Consider the following 21437-nt stretch of genomic DNA (forward strand, 5'->3'; position numbering starts at 1 on the left):
ATTCTCGTACGGCACGACTTCAGGACCGCGCAGGACTACCAATTCACGTGCGGCACAACCAATCGGGGGACACGGTGGCGGGACCGGAGCAGCGGGGCGAGCGCGTCGTCGCGCGCCACGACAACACCATCGGGGGAGCGGCGCACATCCAGGGCGCGGCCATTCAGGCGCGCGATGTGCGGGGCGGGATCCACATCCACGAGGCGCCACCCGACCCACTCCCGCCCCGCCCCCGCCAACTGCTCCCCGTCCCCGCCCACTTCACCAATCGCCGCACCGATCTGGCCGCACTGGACCGGCTGTTCGGCGAAGCCGCCACGGCCCGTCCCGCGCAGCCGCTGATCGTGGTGAGCGGCCCGGCCGGTGTCGGCAAGACGACCCTGGCGTCCAAGTGGCTGCGCGGTCGCGGCGCCGACTTCCCCGACGGACATCTCTACGTCGACCTGCGCGGGCACGCGCCCGACGGCCCCGCCGATCCGGGCGAGGCCCTGGGGCAGTTCCTGCGCGGCCTCGGTGCCCGTACGGTGCCGGCCACGCTCACCGAGCAGGCGTCCCTGTGGAGGTCCGTCACCGCCGGACTGCGGATCGCGGTGATGCTGGACAACGCGTTCACCGCCGCCCAGGTCAGGCCCCTGCTGCCCGGCGCACCGGAAAGCCTCGTCGTCGTCACCAGCCGCCGCGCGCTGTCAGGGCTCGTCCTCGACGGCGGGCGCTTCCACCGGGTGGGGACACTCGCCCCGGCCGACGGGATGGAACTGCTGACGCGCGCCATCGGCGAGGACCGGGTCGCCGGTGAACTCAGTGCCGCCGGACGGGTCGTCGCCCTGTGCGCCGGGCTCCCGCTGGCCGTCTGTCTCGCCTCGGCGCGGCTGGCGGCCCGGCCCGAGCAGCCCCTGGAGGCGATGGCCCGCGCACTCACCGGCGCCACGGGCCGGCTCGCCGCACTCGACCTGGAAGGGGAAGCGACCGTGAGCAACGCCCTGGACGCCTCGTACGCCGTACTCTCCCCGGACGCGGCGCTCCTCTACCGGAGGGTCGGCCTGCTGCCCGTCCGCACCTTCGACGCGCACCTCGCCGCCGCGGCCTGCGACCGGCCGCTGAGCTGGGCGGAGCGTGCGCTCGACGCACTGATCGACGCCCACCTCGTGGAGGACAACGGTTCCGCCGGCTGCCGGTTCCACGACCTCGTCCGTATCCACGCGCACGACAAGGCCAGTGCCGACGAGCCGCCCGCCCTGCATGAGGAGACGCTGCGACGCGTGTGCGACTGGCATCTGCGGACCGCGACGGCCGCCCAGGCGCGCCTGACCCCCGCCCAGTACACGCTGCCCCGCACCTACGCCCACCCGTCCGACCTGCCGCCGCCCTTCACGGACGACCTCGGCGCGCTGGCCTGGCTGGACGACCGGCGCCTCACCCTCATGACCCTCCTGCGGTCGGCCGCGGACAGCGGATGGCACGACACGGCATGGCAGTTGGTCGACGCGATGTGGCCCCTGTTCCTCCGATTACGCCACTACGACCTGTGGGTGACGGCCCATGAGATCGGCCTGGAGTCGGCCCGCCGCGCCGGAGACAAGGAGGCGGAGCGCCAGATGCTCAACTCCGGAGCCATCGGCCTCAGCGCGGCCCGACGGCTCCGCGAGGCCGCCGACTGGTACCGGCTGTCCCTGGACGCCGCCCGCGAGGCCGGAGACGTACGGGACGAGGGGCAGGCGCTTCTCGGTCTGGGCGCCTGCCACCGCGAGGCGGGCGAGTTCACTGACGCCGTGCCCCGCCTGCACGAGGCCATCGCCGCCTGGGAGCGGAGCGGCTACCCGCGTGGCGTCGCGCTGGCCAGGATCGTCCTCGGCGAGATCGCCCTGGAGCGGGACGACCCCGAGCAGGCCATGGCGGACTTCACCCGGGCCCGCGACCAACTCATCGCCGCCGACGACCCGCAGGGAGCGGGCCGCGCCCTCGCGTTCCTCGGCCGCGCCCGCTCCCTTGCCGGGGACTACCCGGCGGGCAGGGCCCAGTTGGAAGAGGCCCTGACCGCCTTCACCGCGTCGGGCGCCACGCACTGGCGGGCCCGCACCCTGGAGATGCTGGCCCGCAGCGCCCGTGACCACGGCGACACGTCGGACGCCGACGACCTCACCGCCCAGGCGATCCGCCTGTACGAGACCACCAGCCCGGCCGACGCCCGCAGACTCAGCGGGGCCGAGGACGGAGCGGGACCCGAGGACCCGGCGCCCTGATCCTTCCGTCGTCGTTCCTTGCGTCCCCGGCCGCGCGGCACGTGATCCGCGCGGCCGACAGCTCCGTCAACTCCCGTCCCGCGACCAGCCATCCGTGCAGGCACGACGCGAACAGCGAGCTGCCCGCCGGTACGGCACAGGGCAGCATGACGGCCGTCCCGTCCGGACCGGACAGCGCCGTCCACCCGCCGCCCGCCAAGGGAGCCGCCACCAGACGGCACCCGGGATGCGCGGCGGCGACGGCGGTCAGCCATCGCACGGCCTGCCCGGCCGGTCGCGGCCGACTCCCGTACAGCACATCCGCGCACGCCGCCCGGACGTCGTCGTCCCGGGCCTGATCGGCGTCCACCGCCACGTGCTCGTCGAGTATCCAGCCCATCCGGCCCGTGCCTCCTCCGGTACGGGCCAGCAGGCCGTACCGGCCGGACGGAAGGTGCACGGACATGGAGAGCGCCGACCCTGGCGGGAGCGACCATTCCGGTGCCGGATCGACGGGGCACCGCTCGACGGTGACCAGGCACCACCTCATGCGGACACCTCCCCGCGCTCTTCCCCGCGTCCTTGCCCGCGCCCGGACTCCCAGCCGTCCAACGGCGCGGGCGCCGGCAGCGGAACCGTCACCGGATCGTGCGCCGGCTGGGGCAGCCCCAGCACCCGGTACATCAGCCGCCGCATATTGCGGTTGAACCGCCCCGGCTCCGAGGTGATGCGGGACGCGATGGCCGCGTACTCGGCGCGCCGGTACTCGCCCGCCGCGTACTCCAGTTGCCCCGCGAGACAGTGCGTCGCGGACAGCGCGGGCGCGACGACCGCGAGCGCGGCGGCGGGCGAGGCCGGATTGATCTCGTGCTCCGGCGACCCGGACAGCAGGATCGGCGCCGGGGTCAGCGTTCCGTACACCGTCACGGACCCGTGGTCACCGATGATCCAGTCCGCCGCGATCAGGACGCTGCGCCAGTCGGCCTCCGGCGGCACCAGGCCGATGCCCCGGTGGCGGCAGCGCGCCAGCCACGCCTTGACCTGCCAGGCGCCGTGCTTCGCCCAGACGTTGGGATGCACCAGGACCGCGGTGCGGAACCGGGCCGAGCGCAACTCGCCCATCAGCCGCGGCAGGAGCGAGTCGAACCGTGCGAACGACGAACTCGGCCCCCAGGTCGAGGCCGCGACCACCAGCCTGTCGTCGTCGGCGAGGCCGAGCGCCCGCCGGTACGCGGCCCGGTGCCCCAGGCTCGCCTGGATGCGGTCGTGGACGGGGTCGCCGACCACATGGGCCACCGGGTGCACCTCGGGGCATCGGTGCCACAGCTCCGTCAGATCCTCGCGGTGCGGCAGGACGACGGCTGCCGGGGGCCGCCCGCCCGGCATCAGATCGCGGCGCCGCAGCCCCGCGACGCCGTCGTCCGTGGTCCCCGTGATGCGCTTCAGATAGTTCGCCCCGTGCGGAAGCGTGATCACCGGCGCGTTCACCTGCTCCATGCCGCCGGGTCCCGCCGCCAGGGCGAGATCGAAGGTCATGCGTACGGCCTCCTCCCAGGCCACGACCGTGCTGCCCAGTCGTGCGAGGAACCGTGACACCCCGTCCCCGAACACGTGCGGAGGCACCGTGAAGCTCACTTGGAGCCGGAAGTCGGCCTCAAGGAGCGAGAGCACATCGAGCAGGCGTTTCCCATAGGTGACCGTGTGGACCACGGCCAGCACTTTCTTGCACCCGACCAGCGTCAGCCACTGGCGGGATTCGGCCGCCGGTGAGTGAGTGGTCGTCGTCTGTAACGCCGACATGGCGTCCCCCAGTTTTTCCTCTGTAGCTTGTACGGACTTTGTCGCGCTGACGGAATGCCCGTACCACCGGACGGAAGCCTTGCCCGGCCCTTGCAGAAAGCTTGCACAGCGGAAATGGAGGGGTCAGTCGGTGGTCGCCGTGACGTAGTTGACGCGGTGGTAGACCTCCTGCCAGCCGTCCCGGGTGTGGTTCTTGAGGGACTGGTTGGGGCGGGCCCGCTGTCGCTGTTGCCAGGTCTCGCCCGTGAAGAGGGAAGCGCCCTCGGCCAGGCCGTCCTTCAGCCGCAGACGCGAGAGCGCCGTATGGGCTCCTCGGCGGCGGTAGCGGCGCAGCGTTCCGCTGTTTCCGCACCATGCGGAGGTGCCGTGCGGGACCGAGGTGCCGTGCAGAAACAGGGAGGCCGTGGCCACGGGCAGATCGCCGTCCCAGGCCATGTAGTGCCGCCAACCGGGACGCCCGACCAGCCCTTCGTAGAGCGGCGCCCATTCGTCGGGCATTCCGTAGCCCGTGCACAGGGTTTCGGCGAAGCTCGTGGCGTCGGAGGGGCCCACGGTTCGGACGCGCAGGTCGGTGTCCGGGGGCGGGGGGTTTTCGGTGCCGCGCCGCAGGGTGATCCACTCACCTTGCGGTTCCATCCCTTCCTCGCCGAGCCAGGCCGGTAGTTCGTCATCCGGGTTGCTGGCCGGGGTATGCACCATGCATCTCGCGCCGGCGTCGCGGTAGAAGTCCGCGATGTCGTGGACCAGTGTGCGGCTCGGTTCCTGGAGTACGGACAGCCCGACGACCCGGTTGAAGAAGACGGTTTCCGTTCCCGGGGCGAGAACGGCGAGTGCGGTACCGAAGAGTTCCGTACGGACCCCGAACTCCGCTGCCGTCCCCGGGTCCAGTGAGGCCGCCCAGTCGGTGAGGGCCGCGATCTCGTTGGCGTCGACGGTCTGCGCACATTCCGGCAGCCCCGTCAATCCTGGGAATTCCGGGAATTCCGGGTTCATGGCTCACCGTCTCCTCATGGCGGGGGTGGCTGCGGGCCGGGATCCGGGCGGGGCAGACGCGGCAGGCGCGGAATCGGGGATTCGCCGGTACTTGCTGTGCTTCCCGTGCTTCTACTGCTTCTCGCGCCACTCGTGCTTCTCTGCTGTGTGCGGCGTACGGATTCGGTGAACGTGCCCAGTTCCGGATTCCGCAGCAACTCCCGCAACCCCGACTTCACGCCGAGTCGCTGTTTCACCAGGGACAGCATTCTGGCGGCGAGCAGGGAATGGCCTCCGAGTTCGAAGAAGTCGTCATCGCTGTGCACGGCATCCACATCGAGAACGTCGGCCCAGATGCCGGAGAGCACGGCCGAGACCGGATCGGACGGATTCGGGGGCGGGGCCTGTGATTTCGGTGGATCCGAAGGGCGCAGCGCGTCCCGGTCGAGTTTTCCACGGGCGGTCATCGGCAGCCGCTCCATGGCCCTCAGCGTGGCAGGCACCATGGGCAGCGGGAGCGATGCGGCGAGATGGTGGCGCAGTTCGGACGGCGATACGGGAGGGCCGCTCGGCGGTGATACGTAATAGCCCTCCAGGCCGACAGTCCCCGAATGGTCCTCCCGGGCGACGACTGCGGCGTGCGCGATGCCGGGATGGCTCAGCAGGGCGGCGGTCACCTCCTCCGGCTGGACCCGGACACCGAGGATCTTGACCTGGTGGTCGAGCCTCCCGAGGAATTCCAGCACGCCGTCCGGTCCGTAACGGCCTCTGTCTCCCGTGAGGAAGACGAGGTCGGACGGGTCCGCGCCGTGGAGGTGGGGAACGAATCGGCGTGCGGTCTCCGCCGGATCATCGAGGTAGCCCAGGCTGCGGTAAGGGCTGCGGACGGCGATTTCCCCGGGCTCTCCCACCCCACACGGTTCGCGCTTCTCGTCGAGGACGAGCAACTGGGTTCCCGGGATCGGACGGCCGAGTGGCTGTGTTCCGGCGGGGGCCGGGTTCTCGACCACATGGAAGCAGGTGGCGAGGGTGGTCTCGGTCGGTCCGTACAGATTCACGACCTGCCCGGTCGCGGGGAAGACCGACCGCCAGCGCTCGACCAGCGCGCCGGTCAGCGGCTCGCCCGCGAAGAAGACGATCCGCGGCCCCGCCTGGGCGCCCGGCCGCGCGGCGGACAGCCAGGCATGCGCCAGGGTCGGCACGGCGTGCACGACGGAGATCCGCTCGCGCTCCAGCCACGGCACCACGTCGTCCGGCGCGAGGTCTTCCTCCGCCGCCGGGAGACAGAGGGTCGCCCCGCTGACGAGGGGGAGGAGGACGTCTCTCAGGACGACGTCGAAGGACAGCCTGGTGAGCTGGGCGCACCGGTCGCCGGGGCCCACGCCGAACGCGTCGCGCTGCCACTGGAGGAAATGGCTCAGCCCGCGGTGAGTGCCGAGTACGGCATGGGGCGAACCGGTGGTGCCGGATGTGAAGAAGACGTAGGCCGCCCGCTTGTCCGGGCCGGGCGCTGCTTTCTGAGAGGGGCTTTCGGTGGCACGCTCGGCGGAACCTTCGGCGGATCCTTCGGCGGAACTTCCGAGGGGCCCGATCTTGACGTCCCCGATGTCCCCGATGTCCCCGACGTTCTCGACGTCTCCGACTTCCTCGACGCCCCCGCCCGTCGCCTCCACCGCCATCTGCCAGCGGGCGGCGGCCAAGTCCGCCATCAGTTCCCGGCGCTGGTCCGGCAGTTCCGGGTCAATGGGCAGCAGCACACCCCCTGCCATCGGTACGGCGAGCATCGCGGCGACGAGTGCGGGAGTACGCGGCCCGGTCACCGCGACCATGTCCCCGTGCCGGAGGCCGAATTCCCGCAATCGGGCGGCCAATGATGCGGCGCGACCGGCGAGTTCCGCATAAGTGAGGGTCTGGTCGCCGTATTCCACCGCGGGTGCGTCGGGATTGTTCTCGACCTGTTGGGAGAACAACTTTGTGACGGGTATCCAAGAAGTGGCGGAAAGCGGCGTCGATGGTTCCGGTACTCCGGGTGGAGCGGCGGTCATACTTCCCTCCTTCCCGACAGCGAACACGTCCGTTACCATCCAGCCAAATCTAGGTCCGGACGACGTCTGATCACAAGGAGAGAGATCGATGCGTGGTGCCGGCCGGGAGTACCGTCGCCGTTCCGAACGACTCGACCATGCGGGCGACGATGACGGCGATGACGGCGATTCAGCACTTTCCTTCTCCGATTCCTCCTTCAAACCTCTCTCTTTCAGCCAGGAGCGGCTCTGGTTTCTGCATCAGGTCGATCCGGCCTCCACCGCCTACAATGTGTCGACCTCTTATCGGTTCCACGGCCCCCTGGATGTCGACGCCTTCGCCGCCGCATTCACCGAAGTGACCCGGCGCCATGAGATGTTGCGCGCCCGCCCGGTCGTGACACCGGAAGGCCCCGGTCAGGTCATCGATCCGGTGAGTGATCAACTCGTCCGCGTGGACCTCGCCCAGGTACCCGCCCCGGCGCGGCTCGAAGAGGTCCGGCGGATGGCGGCGCGGGACGCCATGACCCCGTTCGACCTCAAGTCGCCGCCCCTGCGGACCTCGCTGGTACGCCTCGGAGAGCGGGACCACGTCTGGCTGCTGACCCTCCATCACCTCATTTGTGACGGTTGGTCACTCGACATCCTCTGGCGTGAACTCGCCGCTCTGTACGACGCCTTCACCACCGGATGCACCAGTCCACTCACTGGCCCACGCACCAGTCCACTCACCGATCCACTCGCCCATCCGCCGTCCCTCCGTTTCACCGCGCACGCCCGCCGCGAGCGGGAGGCGGTGGAGAGCGGTGCGCTGGACGGGCAGTTCGACTACTGGCGCGAGGCGCTGGCCGACGTCCCGCCGCTGGCGCTGCCGACCGACCACCCGTACCCGCCCCTCGCCTCATCCCGAGGCGCACGGGTCGAACTGAAGCTGCCCGCACCGCTGACGGCGGACATCCGGCGTATCGGCCTGGAGCAGCGCGTCACCCCGTTCATGCTCCACCTCGCCGCCTTCCAGGTACTCCTCGCCCGGTACTGCCGACAGAGCGACATCGCCGTCGGACTTCCCGTCGCCGGCCGGACGCGCACCGATGTCGAGCAGTTGATCGGATGCTTCGTCAATACGGTGGTGCTGCGCGGGAAGATCCTGGGGAGCCGGACGTTCCGCGAGGTGTTGGTGGCCGCGCGCGGGACGGTGCTCGACGCCATGGACCATCAAGAGCTGCCGTTCGAAAGCCTGGTGGCCGGACTGCGACCACGACGGGACCCGGCCAGGCCCCCGCTCTTCCAGGCGATGATCTCGGTGGAGAACCCGCCGACCGTTCCCGAACTGCCCGGTCTGCGGGTCGAGCGGCTGCCCGTGCGGCGTGACACGGCACAGTTCGAACTCACCCTGACCCTGCGCGGCTCCGGCGACGCGATGGCCCTCACCTTCGAGTACGCCACGGATCTCTTCGACCACGCCACGATCGACCGCCTCGCCCATCACTACCGCACCCTCCTGGAAAGCGTCGTCGCGGACCCGGACCAGCGGGTCGACGGACTCGCCCTCCTCACCCCGGACGCACGCGAACAGGTTCTCGTGAGGGGCCGAGGCCCGCGCCCCGTACCTCCGGCGGCCGACCGCCTGCACGCCATGGTGCTGCGCCAGGCGGCACGTAATCCCACGGCCACCGCCGTCGAGCACGGAGACACCCGGCTCACCTACGCGGAACTCACCACGGCGGCGACCCGGCTCGGCGCGCGGCTGCGCGGCATCGGCGTGACCCCCGGGGCACCGGTCGGCCTGTACGCCGAGCGTGGACCCGAGCTGATCCTCGGCATGCTGGCGATTCTCGGCGCGGGCGCCGCCTGCCTTCCCCTCCGCCCCGGCCAGCCCGCCACCCGCGTGGCCGCCCTGCTGGCCGACGCGGGCGCCGAGTACGTACTGACCGGCCCCGGAACAAAGATCCTCGGCGAAGTCGGCGCCGACGAAGCGGCCCCGGGCCCGAACGCCGCCGCTCCACCGTTTCCGCACCTGATCCCCATCAACCGGCACGAACTACTCCGAGCCGACAGCACCAACAGCCCCAACAGCACCGACGTACCCCCGAAACACCCCCCGACACCCCCCGACCACCCCACCCCCGACGCCGCCTTCGTCCTCCACACCTCCGGTTCCACCGGCACCCCGAAGCCCGTGGAACTCACCCACACGGGCCTCGTCCCTCTCTTCACGCACATGGTGAGCACCCACGGGATCACCCCCGAGGACCGCGTGCTCTCGTTCTCGTCCATCGGCGCCGACATGTGCGTCGAGGAGATATTCCTCGCGCTGTGCGGAGGCGCGACCGTCGTCGTCAGCGACGACATCGTGGACACGGCACCCCGTTTCTTCGCCACCTGCACCCGGCTCGGCCTCACCGTCCTCAATCTGCCGACCGCCTACTGGCACGAACTCAGCGGCAGCGCTTCGGCCGGGTCGGCGCGGCTCCCCGACACCGTGCGGCTGGTCCTGATCGGCGGGGACCGGGCCCTGCCCGCGCATCTGCGCCGCTGGTTTTCCCCCGACGGCCCGAGAACACCGCTGGTGAACGCCTACGGGCCCACCGAGACGACGATCAACGCCGTGCAGCACCGCTTCACGGACGACCGGGATCTCACGACCGGCCGGGAGGCCCCGATCGGACGGCCGCTGCCCGGCGTGAGCGTGTACGTCCTGGACGACAGCCTGCGACCGCAACCGGTGGGAGTTCCGGGCGAGTTGTACATCGGCGGGACAGGTGTGGCGCGCGGATACCTCGGGCAGCCCGCACGCACAGCCGAACGCTTCCTCTCCGACCCGTACGCCCCGGAGGCCGGCGCCCGTATGTACCGGACCGGGGACCTGGTGCGGTGGCGCGCGGACGGACTCCTGGAGTATCTGGGCCGGGTGGACGACCAGGTGAAGATACGGGGGTTCCGCGTCGAGCCGGGCGAGATCACGGCCCACCTGCGCCAACACCCTGACATCGGCGACGCGGCGGTCCTCGTCCACGGAGATTCCGCGGGGGACCGGAGGCTCGTCGGGTACGTGGCCCCGGTGCCGGGCCGCCCCTGCCCCGACGGCGACGCCCTCCGCGCCTTCCTCGCCCGGACACTGCCCGACTACATGGTTCCGGCGGCCTGGGTTCCGCTGGAGCGGCTGCCGAGGACCGGCAACGGGAAGGTGGACCGGCGTGCCCTGCCCGCGCCCCGCACCACGCACGACCACGCCGACGCCGCGCCCCGCACCCCGCTGGAGCGGCTGCTCGCCGAGCTGTGGTCCGACGTACTCCAGACCTCCGCCGTCTCCATCGACGCCAACTTCTTCGATCTCGGCGGCCACTCCTTGCAGACGGTCCAACTGGCCGGCCGGATATCGGCCGCCCTCGGCACGGACGTCCCGGTCAAGCTGATCCTTCGGCACCCGACCGTGGCGGCGCTCGCCGAGGCGATCACGGCACTGCTCGCCGCCACACCTCCGGCGCGCGACGTCGTGCCCGGTGTCCGGGCCGCCCCGAAGAGGACCGGCAAGGGCGCCGATAACTCCGTACGAGACGAAGACCCCGACCTCGTACGAGACGAAGACCCCGACCTCCTGCGACACGAAGGCGACGACTTCGTACGATTCGACGCCCGCCCCCTCCACGCGCTGATCGCCTCCGGTGAACTCCCGCCCGTGGACGCCGCCACTCTCAGCTGCGTACCGGAATCCCTGCTGCTGAGGCGTGGCATGGGGCGGGACGAATACATCGGCGACTGGTGCCAGGGCGTTCCGATGGTGTCCGGCATCAAGGAGACACGTCTCGGCCGGATCGCGCTGATGACTCTTCCTTTTCCCGAGGCCGACGCCTATCGGGACCCGGCGGGGCTCGTCCGGGCGGTGGTGCCGGGGCTGAGGACGGCGCGGCAGATCGGGGCGCGGGCCGTGTCCCTCATCAACCTGCTGCCGTCGGCGACCGATTACGGCCGCTCGATCGTGGAGGCGGTGCGGGGCCGGACCGATGTCCCGGTGATCACGACCGGGCACGGGACGACGATCGCCGCGATCGTGCTCAACACCGAGCAACTGCTCCGCCGGGCGGGCCGCGAGATGAGCGAGGAGTCCGTCGCCTTCGTGGGCCTGGGATCCATCGGCGTCTCCGCACTGCGGCTGCACCTGCGGCGGCTGCCTCCGCCACGGCGCATCACCCTGTGCGACCTGTACAGCCGCCGCTCCCATCTGGAGGAGATCCGCACGGCGATACGGAGCGACTACGACGGGCCCGTCGACATCGCGGAAGCCACGGACGGTTCCGTGCCCGACGCGGTGTACGCGGCGTCCCTGATCGTGGCCGCGACCAATGTGCCGGACGTCATCGATGTCTCCCGGCTGCCGCCCGGCTGTCTGGTGATCGACGACTCCGCGCCCCACTGCTTCGACCCGGACCGCGCGTGGGAGCGGATGCGTGGCGCCGGTGATCTCCTCTGCGTCGAGGGCGGCGAGCTGCACAGCCCCGAAACGGTCAACGAACTGCGGTACGTCCCGCCCTGGGTGCGACGGCGGACGGAGCCCGCGACGTTACGCGGCTGGTTCGAGCAGGACCCGTTCGCGATCGGCGGCTGCGTCCTGTCGTCCCTGCTCACGGCCGTGTTCGAGGAGATACCCGGCACGGTGGGCGTGGCCGATCTCGCGGCGGGGGAGCGGAACCACGCGCTCCTTGCCCGGCTCGGCTTCACCGCGACACGGGCGCAACTGGAGGACACGACCCTCACGGGGGATCTGCTGGGGAGGTTCCGCGAGCGCCACGGGGCAGGCTCGGGCCACCGGAACTCGGGACACCGGAACTCCGGCCGTCGGCGGGGTGACTGACCATGTGCGGCATCGTCGGATCCGCCGACCTGGACCTGCGCAGGCCCGCCGACCCCCGAGCGCTCACCGCGATGGCACGCACCCTGACCCATCGCGGCCCGGACGACGAGGGCTCCTGCTTCCAGGACGGCGTCGGTATGGCCGTCCGCAGGCTGAGCATCGTCGATGTGCCGGGCGGCCGGCAGCCGATGAGCAACGAGGACGGCACCGTCGTCGTCTGCTGCAACGGCGAGATCTTCAACCACCAAGAACTGCGCGAAGAGTTGCGGGCGGCGGGACACCGCTTCCGTACGGCGTGCGATGTGGAGGTGCTGGTCCATCTCTACGAGGAATACGGCACCGGGCTTGTGCACCGGCTGAACGGGCAGTTCAGCTTCGCCGTCCACGATCTCCGCCGCCGCCGTCTGGTGCTGGCGCGTGACCAGGCCGGGATCACCCCGCTGCACTACACCACCGTGGACCGCACCCTCCTGTTCGCCTCGGAGATCAAGGCACTGCTCGCCCATCCCCGTACCCCGCGCGCGGTGGACCTGACCGGGCTCGACCAAGTGCTCGTGCTGCCGGGCCTGGTGAGTCCTCGGACCATGTTCGCCGGCATCTCCAGCCTGCCGCCGGGCCATCTGCTCGTACTGGAGGACGGCAGGGTGCGGATCGAGCAGTACTGGGACCTGGACTACCCGAGGCTGCCCGACCTCCCCACGCTCCCGGACCCCGAACCTGCCGCCGCATCCGCATATGTAGGCGAGTTGGAGAGTGCTCTGCTCCGGTCCGTCGAGCTGCGGATGCGGGCCGACGTGCCGCACGCCTACTACCTCAGCGGCGGCCTCGACTCCTCACTCGTCGCCGCCATGGCCACCGGCCTGCGGCCCGGCGACCGGCCCCGCACCTTCTCGGCCGTCTTCCCGGGCGGCGAGATGTCGGAACAGCCCTTCCAGCGGCTGATGGCGGAGAAACTCGGCTCCCTGCACACCGAGGTCCCGCTCACCCCCGGGGATCTCCTCGACGGACTGCCCGAGGTGATCCGCCACTGCGAATGCCCCGTGAAGGAGAGCTACAACGTGGCATCGCTGCGGCTGTCCCGGGCGGTGCGGAGTCAGGGCGGCAAGGTCGTGCTCACCGGGGAGGGCGCGGACGAACTCTTCGCGGGATACATCGGCTACCAGTACGACCGGTTCAGGATCGCCCGCAGCGACCCCGCCCGCCCCCTGTCCGCCGAGGAACGGCTACGGGCACGCCTGTGGGGGCATCCGCAGCTCGCCTACGGCAGGGAGTTCGCCGGCCTCGCCCGACTCCGGCGACGCCTCTACTCACGTCAACTCGCCCACAGACTGAACGACTTCAGCTCCCTTGCCGAGCCCCTGGTCGATCCGGCGCGGCTCGAAGGGCGGCACATCCTGCACCAGCGCTCCTATCTCGACTTCAAGTTACGGCTGCCCGACCACCTCCTCGGCGACCACGGCGACCGCATGGCGCTGGCCAACTCCGTCGAGGCGCGCTACCCGTTCCTCGACCCCGGTGTCATCGCCTGCGCGCGGACCATGCCGCCCGACATGCTGCTGGCCGACTTCGAGGAGAAGTACCCGGTCAAGCGTGTCGCGGACGACTATCTCCCGGCCGATGTCGTGGAGCGGGAGAAGTTCGCCTTCCGCTCCCATACGAGCCCCGAACTCCTGCGGCTCGGCAGGGACTGGGCCGACGCGCTCCTCGATCCGGTCCGGATCCGCCGGGAGGGCTACTTCGACCCCGAGGCGGTACGCCACCTGCGAAGCCGCCTCCCGGACGGCGAACGCGGACTCGATCTCCTTGTCGAGGACGACGTGCTGATGCTGGTCCTGACCTTCGGGCTCTTCCTGGAGACCTTTGACCTGCCCCATCTGACGTGACCCGGCCGTCCCCGGAGGTGCCGCCGCATGGAACCGTTCGTCTGCCGACCGTCGTACGCCCAGGACCGGTTGTGGCTGCTGCACCGGATGTCCCCGGACGATCCCGCGTACCACCTCGCCTGGGCGTTCCGGCTGACCGGCCCGCTGGACGTGACCGCGCTGGCCACCGCCTTCACCGCCGTGGCCGCGCGCCACGAGGTGCTGCGGGCCACCTTCCGGGACGAGGCCGGACGCCCGGCGCAGGTGATCGCGCCCACCTGGGACTGCCGCCTGCCGGTCGAAGACCTCACCGGACACGAACCGGCCGTACGCGATGCGGTGCTGCGCCGGCGGATGCGGGACGCGGCGTGGAAACCGTTCGATCTGGAGCGGGGTCCGCTGCTGCGGCCCGTGGTCTTCCGGCTGGCCGACGACGAGCACGTGCTGCTGATCGGGGCGCACCACATCGTCTTCGACGGAGGATCGGTGCCGATCCTCCAGACGGACCTGGCCCGCGCCTACGCCCATGCGTCCGAGGGCGGTACCCTGCCCGAACTCCCGCTCCAGTACGCCGACTTCGCCGCCTGGCAGCGCTCGCCCGCGCAACGCGTGGACCAGGAACGGCAGTTGGACCACTGGCGCGACCACCTGGCGGACGCCCCCGCCCCCCTACGGCCGCCGACCGACCGCCCCCGCGACGCGGACACCGCGCCACTCGCCGGGCGGTACGAGTTCCCGCTGCCGCGTGCGGTCGTGGACGGGGTACGGGCGATGGCGCGGGCGGAGTCGGCGACCCCGTTCATGCCCCTGCTGGCCGCCTTCGCGACCCTGCTCGGACGCTACACACGCCGCGACGACCTGGTCATCGGGGTACCGGTGGCCGGGCGTGACCGGCCCGAACTCGCCGACACCATAGGTCTGTTCGTCAACACGCTGCCCCTGCGCATCGGGCTCGTCGCGGATCTCACCTTCCGGCACCTGCTCGGCCAGGTCCGCGAGGTGTGCCTCGGCGGCTTCGAGAACGCCGACGTACCGTTCGAGCGGCTGGTGGAGGAGATCAGGCCGCACCGTGATGCCGACGGGCAGCCGTTCTTCCGCGCGATGTGCGTGATGCACCCCGCCGAACAGCCCGTCCTCCGCCTGCCCGGCCTCGCCACCCTCCGGGAGCCGGTCGACCCACTGCCCGCCCCGGCCGAACTGGTCCTGTCCTTCATCCCCGAGGACGGGAATGGGGGCCGGGGCGGGGGCATACGGGCGCGGCTCGACTACGCGGCGGAACTCTTCGACGAGGCCCGTGTCGTACGGATGGCCGGTCACCTCCGTACGCTCCTGGCCGCCGGCTGCGCCCGGCCCGACGCACCCCTGTCCACGCTGCCGCTCCTCACCGACGCCGAGCACGCCCAAGTGGTGCACGAATGGAACCGCGCCGAGCCGAGCGACGCGGACGCCTGCCTGCACGAACTGGTCGCCGGATGGGCCGCGCGCACACCGGACGCACGCGCGGTGACGGACGGCATGAGGAGTCTCACGTACGGCGAACTCACGTGGCGTGCGGACCTGGTGGCCCACCGCCTCCGGCGGCTGGGTGTCGGCCCCGACGTGATAGTCGGAGTCTGTCTCGAACGGTCAGTCGATCTCGTGGTCGCCCTGCTCGGCGTACTCAGGGCGGGCGGAGCGTATCTGCCGCTGGACCCGGCGTACCCGCCGGAGCGGCTGGCGCTGTTGCTGGAGGACTCGGGCGCGGGGGTGGTCGTTACGGAGGAGGGGGTGCGGGGGGTGGTGCCGGGGGCGGGGTACGAACTGGTGTTCCTGGACGGGGACGTGGACGGCGACCGGGCCGTGAACGCTGACGCTGACGTGGCCGTGGCTGTGGACCGGCCTGCGGCGACACCCGATCACCTCGCCTACGTCATCCACACCTCCGGTTCCACCGGCCGGCCGAACGGGGTCCTCGTCACCCACGCCAACGTCGTACGGCTCCTGCGGTCCACCGCCGCCTGGTTCGGCTTCGGCCCGGACGACGTATGGACGCTCTTCCACTCGTTCGCCTTCGACTTCTCCGTCTGGGAGTTGTGGGGCGCGCTGGCGCACGGCGGCCGGGTCGTCGTCGTGTCCCGGGACGCCGCCCGCGAGCCGGACGTCCTGCTCGACATCCTCCGCCGTGAACGCGTCACCGTGCTCAACCAGACCCCCACCGCACTCCTCCAACTGGACCGCGCGGACGAAGCAGCGGGCCGCCCTCCGCTCGCCCTGCGGCAGGTGATCCTCGGCGGAGAGAAGTGCGACCCGGGCACCCTGCGCAACTGGATGGAGCGGCGCGGGCATACGCGGCCCCGCCTGTCGAACATGTACGGCATCACCGAGACCACCGTCCACGTCACCCATCACCCGCTGAAGCCGGCCGATCTCGCGGCCGGGACCGGCAGCCCGATCGGGGTCCGCATCCCCGACCTGCGTACCTACGTCCTGGACGAGGCGATGCTCCCGGTGCCGGAGGGCATTCCCGGCGAGCTGTACGTCGGCGGTCCCGGTGTCGCGCGCGGCTATCTGGGGCGTCCCGAGCTGACACGGGCGCGTTTTCTGCCCGACCCGTACACCGACCGGCCCGGAGCGAGGCTGTACCGGACCGGTGACCTCGTCCGATGGCTCGCGGGCGGGCGCCTTGAGTTCATCGGCCGGGTGGACGACCAGGTCACGATCCGTGGCCATCGCGTCGAACCGGGCGAGGTGGAGGCCGCGTTGAGGGCGCATCCCGGTGTCCTCGCGGCGGCGGTCGTCCCGCGCGAGGATCCGACCGGCGGGCATGTCCTCGTCGCGTATGTGGTGCCCGCCCGGGACGGCGTGGCGCCGGACCCGGCGGAGCTGCGCGGCTTCCTCGGCGGACGGCTGCCCGCCCATATGCTCCCCGGCCACTTCGTCACACGCGAACGGCTGCCGCTCACACCCAACGGCAAACTCGACCGCGCGGCCCTGCCCGCCCCCGACACCGCAGCCGTTGCCTCACGCGACTCACTCGATGCGGCGCCCGGCACGCCGGTCGAGACCGCGCTCGTCCGCATCTGGGCCGAAGTCCTCGCTCTGGACAAGGTCGGGGTCCACGACGACTTCCTCGATCTGGGCGGTCACTCGCTGCTCGCGGTGCGCATCGTCAACAGGGTCCGCGACGAACTCGGCTTCCCCCTGACGGTCCGCAAGCTCTTCGAGCACCCGACCGTCGCCGGGATCGGCCGGCTGATCGACGGGGAGACGTGAGGGTGGTGGGCTCGCCGTACGCCGTCGGCCACGGCTCACTCGGGGCGGGGTATCTCCTCGACGCGCGGGGCCCGACGGATCGTACGGAGACTCATGGCCAGCGCGGCCAGCGCGATCATGAACACGGCATAGGCGACCAGCGTCCCCCGCGCGCCCAGGGTCTGGAGCATGGCGCCGGCGGCCAGTGAGCCGAGCGGGATCGCGCCCCAGACGATCAGCCGGGCGGCACCGACGGTACGGGCCTGGAGACGGTCGGGCGCGAGCGCGTAACGGTACGACGAGAGCACCACGTTGAACACCGGCTCCGGCAGTGCGGTCACCGCCACCACCGCGCCGAGCGCCAGCGGCGAGGGCAGCCACACCAGCGCCACCATGCCACCGGCCCACAGCCACAGCGACCCGATCACCACCACCCTCGGTGACAGGCGGCGTTGCAGCCAGGGAGCGGCGAAGGCACCGGCGATCGCGGCACCGCCGGGCAGCGCCAGCATCACACCGATCAGCGAGGCCGAGGCCCCCAACTGCTGGGCACGCACGATCAGTACGAGCGTCAGTGCGGCCAGGACGAGATTGACCGCGCCGGTCAGGGCCACCAGGACCCGTAACAGCCGCTGGTGCCACAGCCACACCAGGCCCTCGCGGATCTCGGCGAGCAGGCTCCGGCGCGGCGCGTCCGCCCGCCGCTCCTGCAACCCGGGCCGCACGAACAGCATGGTGACGAAGCCGAGGAGGTAGGAGAACAGGTCGAAGACGAAGGGCAGGAGGTGGCCGACGCCGAACAGGGCGCCGCCGAGCGGGCGTCCGGCCAGATCGGCGCCCAACTCGCGGGCCTGGTTCTGGGCCAGCGCGGTGGGCAGTTGGGGGCGCGGGACGATGTGCGGCAGGGCGGCGGACTCGGCGAGCTGGAAGAACACGAAGCAGGCGCCGTCCAGGAAGACGACGACGAGCAGCGGCGCCACGGTGACCTGGTCGAACGCCACCGCCAGCACCACGAGCCCCATGAGCACGGCCCGGATGCCATCGGCGGCCAGCATCACCCGCTTGCGGTCCCAGCGGTCGACCAGCGCACCGGCCGGCAGATAGAGCACCAGAAACGGCAGGGTCTGCGCGAACCCCACCAGCCCGGCCTGGAACGGCGAACCCGTCAACGCGAGGACCAGCAGCGGGTACGCGAGCGTCGTGACCCGCATGCCCACGGTCGAGACGACCTGACCGCTCCACAGGAGCATGAAGTCCCGGTTGCGCCATAACGGCCGTGTGTCGTCGGGCGGCGCGAGGAGTTTGGTCATCGCAGCCAGGGTGACGCGTCAGCTTCGACGTGTCCATGCCTCCTGCCTCCGGCCGAGGGGGGAAGCGGCGACAAAAGACGTGGCGCGGCCGTATCGGCTCCCGTACGGTCTGGGCGGCAGCAAAGCCGTTCGCGTTGCGACGAAGAAGAAGTTCTCTTCGTACGCGGCTGACGGGCTCGTCGTCGGGCGGGTCGTGCGGGTCGATCGCGGGCAGTGCGACGTCGTCACCGCCGAAGGTCTCGTCCGGGCCGACACCGCCCATGTCACGCCCCACGATCCGCTGCGCGTCGTGTGCACCGGGGACTGGGCCGTCGTCGAACCCGCCGGCGACCCGCGCTACGTCCGCGCGGACCGGCAGGTCCGGCAGGTTCTTCGCCCGCTGGTGGAAACGGCTGCAGTTGCTCGTGGCCTTCGACGTCGCCGCCCGTCCCACCGATCGATCAGTAGACCACTTCACATCATTACCGGGAGAACCGGTGACCGTGAGCAAGAACATGAACAACTCCGTGGGCATGGGCGGTGGCCGGCGCAAGAAGCTGTCTCGCGCCGAACGGCAGAACAACGGTCCGCACCGCAACCTCGGCCGCCAGAGTGCCGCCGACCGGAAGGCGGAGCTGGTGCGCAAGATGCGCGAGAAGGCCGGCGCAGCGGAGGGCGCCGGACAGACGAGCGACGACACCGCACAGAGCTGATGCGCCGCCGCCGGGCGGCACCACAGGGGGCAGTGCCCGGACTGCGACGCACATGGCCTGCACTTCTGGCGTGAAGAGCGATCCTGTTCGTCGCCAGGGGACGGGCGGGATGTGATCGTCGGCAGGGAAGCCGCAGAACGGCCACCGCGATGCGAGCGGTGAGAGGGCGCTTCTGCTGAGTGTTGGGTTCTTGGCGCTCGTCACGCAGCAGGGAGGGGCCAAGCAACGCGGTGGGGTGCGCCCTTCCGCGTCTTCGCCCCAGCGAGATCACGCTGCTGACACTGCGCTCCCCACAGCGGCCTCCACGCGACAACACACTGCGGGACGACCTTCCCTCATCGACCGGTTCACCGAGTCCAAGCCCGCCTCGTCCTCCCGTGCGCGGACGCCGCTGGTCGGCCGTTTCACGCCTCAACGCATCCCTGACCTTGTGCCACCAGCCGACGCGCACCGCCTATGAAACCGCTGGACAACACAGACTGCGGCCCCCGGTCAGAGTCCTTCCCCGCGTGCGCCTCGACACCTGGGTCTGGTAGCCGGTGCCGGGCAGCAGGGCGCTCGGATCTGTCATAGGTCAGTCAGGGGTGGCGGACAGGCCGGTGACGATGATGTCGGCCACCAATTCGGCGTGGCGTCGGACGTCCTCCGGTGTCGGTGGCCGGGGGACGCCGAGGAGTGCGGATTCGACGGGGCTGGCGTACGGGCCTCCGCTGCCCTGGACCACCAGGTAGTGCAGGGTGGCATAGGGCACGGGTCGGATTCGGCCCTCGTCGATGAGCCGGTTGAGGCGCTGCTCAAGTGGTGCGCGCAGCGGGCTGATGACGTACTCGAAGATGAAGCGCATACGGGGGCTGTCGATGGCCCCTTCGTGGGTCATGATGCGCACCAGTTGGGGGTGCGCTGCCGAGAACGTGACCTGGTGGACGATCCCCTGGCGCAGGACGTCGAGATCGTCGCGGTCGTGGTCCTCGGCGAGTTCGCTCCACGATCTCTTCGTCTGGGACAGGACGTGTTCCATCGCCGCGAACCACAATCCTTCCTTGGAGCCGAAGCGTGCGGTGAGAAGCGCATGGCTCACGCCAAGGCGTCGGCTCAGCTCCCGTACGGAAGTGCCGTCGTAGCCGTTCTCGGCGAACGCGTCCAAGGTGGCCGTGAGCAGGAGTGAGTCGTCGACTTCCTGGCCTGCCGGTGGGCGTCCCATGCGTCTGGCGGGTGATGTCTTTGTCACGTCGTGGCCCTCCGAGTGGATGCGACGCCCCATTTGTGCCGCAAGAGCGAGTCGCGCATAGTGGACATAAGGTAAGTATCCACCTGGAAACTATCCCGGGACCGCTTCGCTGGACAGGATCGTGATCTTCGTGTCCCACCACAGCACCGCCCCCGCCCGTCTCGGCAGCACCACGGAGGACTACGCGCGGTTCGGCATCGAACCCCGGACGATCAAGCCCCACGAGGACGGCCTGCGTACCGACGGCGGGCCGGGCAGCTATGAATGGTGGTACTTCGACGCGCACTTGGACGACGGCGCCAAGCTGGTCGTGGTCTTCTTCACCAAGGAGTTCACGGTCATCGACCGGCCCCTGACGCCGGTCGTCCGGATCGACCTGACGCTGCCCGACGGGACCGCGCTGACCAAGCTCGTGGAGCTGGCCCCGGCGACCTTCTCCGCCGCCACCGACACGTGCGATGTCCGGATCGGCGACAACGTCTTCACCGGCGACCTGCACACCTACGCGATCCATGCCCAGGTCGAGGAGGTCGAGGTCGACGTCACGCTGACCGGACAGGTACCCGCCTGGCGCCCCGAGACGGGGCACTGGCTCTTCGGCGAGCAGGACGAGCACCTCTTCGCCTGGCTGCCGTCCGTCCCGCAGGGCAAGGTCGAGGCGACCTACAGCGTGGCCGGCCGCAGCAGCACGTCCACAGGCGTCGGATATCACGACCACAACTGGGGCAACGCCCTGATGCTCAAGCTCATGCACCACTGGTACTGGGCCCGCGGGGCGGCAGGGCCGTACTCGGTGATCTCCTCGTACATCACCGCGGAGAAGCCGTACGGGTACACCGAGTTGCCGGTGTTCATGCTGGCTCGCGACGGAAAGCTCGTCGCGGACGACAACAGCAAAGTCACCTTCGAGGAGCTGGGCCGCTACACCGACACGGAGACGGGCAAGCCGGTCGCGAACGTCACCCGCTACACCTACGACGCCGGAGACGAGCGGTACGTCGTCACCTACACCCGGCACTCCGACCTGGCCGCGTCGAAGATGGCCGACGGCCTCAAGGGCCCCAAGAAGGCCGCCGCCAAGCTGTCGGGGTTCGACGGCGCCTATCTGCGCTTCGCCGGCGAGGTCCGTATCGAGCGCTACCAGGGTGCTGACTTGGTGGAGAGCCATGTCGACGACGCCCTGTGGGAGCTCATGTACTTCGGCAAGACCCGCCCCTGAACCCGACCCCCGCCCCAAGGAGCCCACG

Annotated in this window: 12 protein-coding genes and 1 pseudogene; 7 read left to right on the plus strand and 6 right to left on the minus strand. The window is 70.7% G+C overall.

Features of this window, described 5'->3' with window-relative positions; translation table 11 throughout:
* The first annotated feature begins 47 nt into the window (after positions 1 to 47).
* Positions 48 to 2240: a tetratricopeptide repeat protein gene (locus tag ACIQNU_RS27295; RefSeq protein WP_401371495.1), complete on the plus strand. Its 2193-nt coding sequence runs from the start codon at positions 48 to 50 to the stop codon at positions 2238 to 2240.
* On the opposite strand, the gene ACIQNU_RS27300 is transcribed toward ACIQNU_RS27295, so the two are convergent.
* The 4 genes from ACIQNU_RS27300 to ACIQNU_RS27315 form a co-directional block, all read right to left on the minus strand.
* A complete protein-coding gene (locus tag ACIQNU_RS27300; protein ID WP_401371497.1) occupies positions 2194 to 2769 on the minus strand; it encodes a hypothetical protein in 576 nt (191 codons plus the stop codon). The genes ACIQNU_RS27295 and ACIQNU_RS27300 overlap by 47 nt on opposite strands.
* A complete protein-coding gene (locus tag ACIQNU_RS27305) occupies positions 2766 to 4019 on the minus strand; it encodes a hypothetical protein (protein WP_401371499.1) in 1254 nt (417 codons plus the stop codon). The genes ACIQNU_RS27300 and ACIQNU_RS27305 overlap by 4 nt, the downstream gene beginning before the upstream one ends.
* Before the next feature lie 123 nt (positions 4020 to 4142).
* A complete protein-coding gene (locus tag ACIQNU_RS27310; RefSeq protein WP_401371501.1) occupies positions 4143 to 5012 on the minus strand; it encodes a hypothetical protein in 870 nt (289 codons plus the stop codon).
* A gap of 14 nt (positions 5013 to 5026) precedes the next feature.
* The gene (locus tag ACIQNU_RS27315; RefSeq protein ID WP_401371503.1) at positions 5027 to 7075 is read right to left on the minus strand and encodes a non-ribosomal peptide synthetase; all 2049 of its coding nucleotides are present in this window, start codon (positions 7073 to 7075) and stop codon (positions 5027 to 5029) included.
* Between the two features lie 49 nt (positions 7076 to 7124).
* On the opposite strand from ACIQNU_RS27315, the gene ACIQNU_RS27320 reads away from it, so the two are divergent.
* From ACIQNU_RS27320 to ACIQNU_RS27330, 3 genes are read left to right on the plus strand one after another with little or no spacing between them, the layout of a single operon-like run.
* On the plus strand, positions 7125 to 11867 hold the full coding sequence (locus tag ACIQNU_RS27320) for an amino acid adenylation domain-containing protein (RefSeq protein WP_401371505.1): 4743 nt from the start codon (positions 7125 to 7127) through the stop codon (positions 11865 to 11867).
* Positions 11868 to 11869: 2 nt separating this feature from the next.
* Positions 11870 to 13750, plus strand: a complete 1881-nt coding sequence (gene asnB, locus ACIQNU_RS27325; protein ID WP_401371507.1) for an asparagine synthase (glutamine-hydrolyzing) — start codon at positions 11870 to 11872, stop codon at positions 13748 to 13750.
* A gap of 27 nt (positions 13751 to 13777) precedes the next feature.
* Positions 13778 to 16981, plus strand: a complete 3204-nt coding sequence (locus tag ACIQNU_RS27330; protein WP_401371509.1) for an amino acid adenylation domain-containing protein — start codon at positions 13778 to 13780, stop codon at positions 16979 to 16981.
* Between the two features lie 35 nt (positions 16982 to 17016).
* Here ACIQNU_RS27330 and ACIQNU_RS27335 read toward each other — a convergent pair whose 3' ends face one another.
* A complete protein-coding gene (locus ACIQNU_RS27335; RefSeq protein WP_401371511.1) occupies positions 17017 to 18270 on the minus strand; it encodes an MFS transporter in 1254 nt (417 codons plus the stop codon).
* Positions 18271 to 18379: 109 nt separating this feature from the next.
* Here ACIQNU_RS27335 and ACIQNU_RS27340 point away from each other — a divergent pair.
* Positions 18380 to 18616 (plus strand): annotated as a pseudogene (locus ACIQNU_RS27340) (hypothetical protein); the annotation flags it as partial.
* Between the two features lie 130 nt (positions 18617 to 18746).
* Positions 18747 to 18962, plus strand: coding sequence for a DUF6243 family protein (locus ACIQNU_RS27345; protein ID WP_401371513.1), 216 nt, complete (start codon positions 18747 to 18749; stop codon positions 18960 to 18962).
* A gap of 574 nt (positions 18963 to 19536) precedes the next feature.
* Here ACIQNU_RS27345 and ACIQNU_RS27350 read toward each other — a convergent pair.
* Complete coding sequence (locus tag ACIQNU_RS27350; protein WP_401371515.1) at positions 19537 to 20163, minus strand: TetR/AcrR family transcriptional regulator; 627 nt, start codon at positions 20161 to 20163, stop codon at positions 19537 to 19539.
* 157 nt (positions 20164 to 20320) lie between these two features.
* On the opposite strand from ACIQNU_RS27350, the gene ACIQNU_RS27355 reads away from it, so the two are divergent.
* Positions 20321 to 21409: a hydroxyneurosporene dehydrogenase gene (locus ACIQNU_RS27355; protein ID WP_401371517.1), complete on the plus strand. Its 1089-nt coding sequence runs from the start codon at positions 20321 to 20323 to the stop codon at positions 21407 to 21409.
* The last annotated feature ends 28 nt before the right edge of the window (positions 21410 to 21437 follow it).

Origin of the sequence: Streptomyces sp. NPDC091292, from assembly GCF_044757265.1 — a bacterium.
GTDB lineage: Bacteria > Actinomycetota > Actinomycetes > Streptomycetales > Streptomycetaceae > Streptomyces.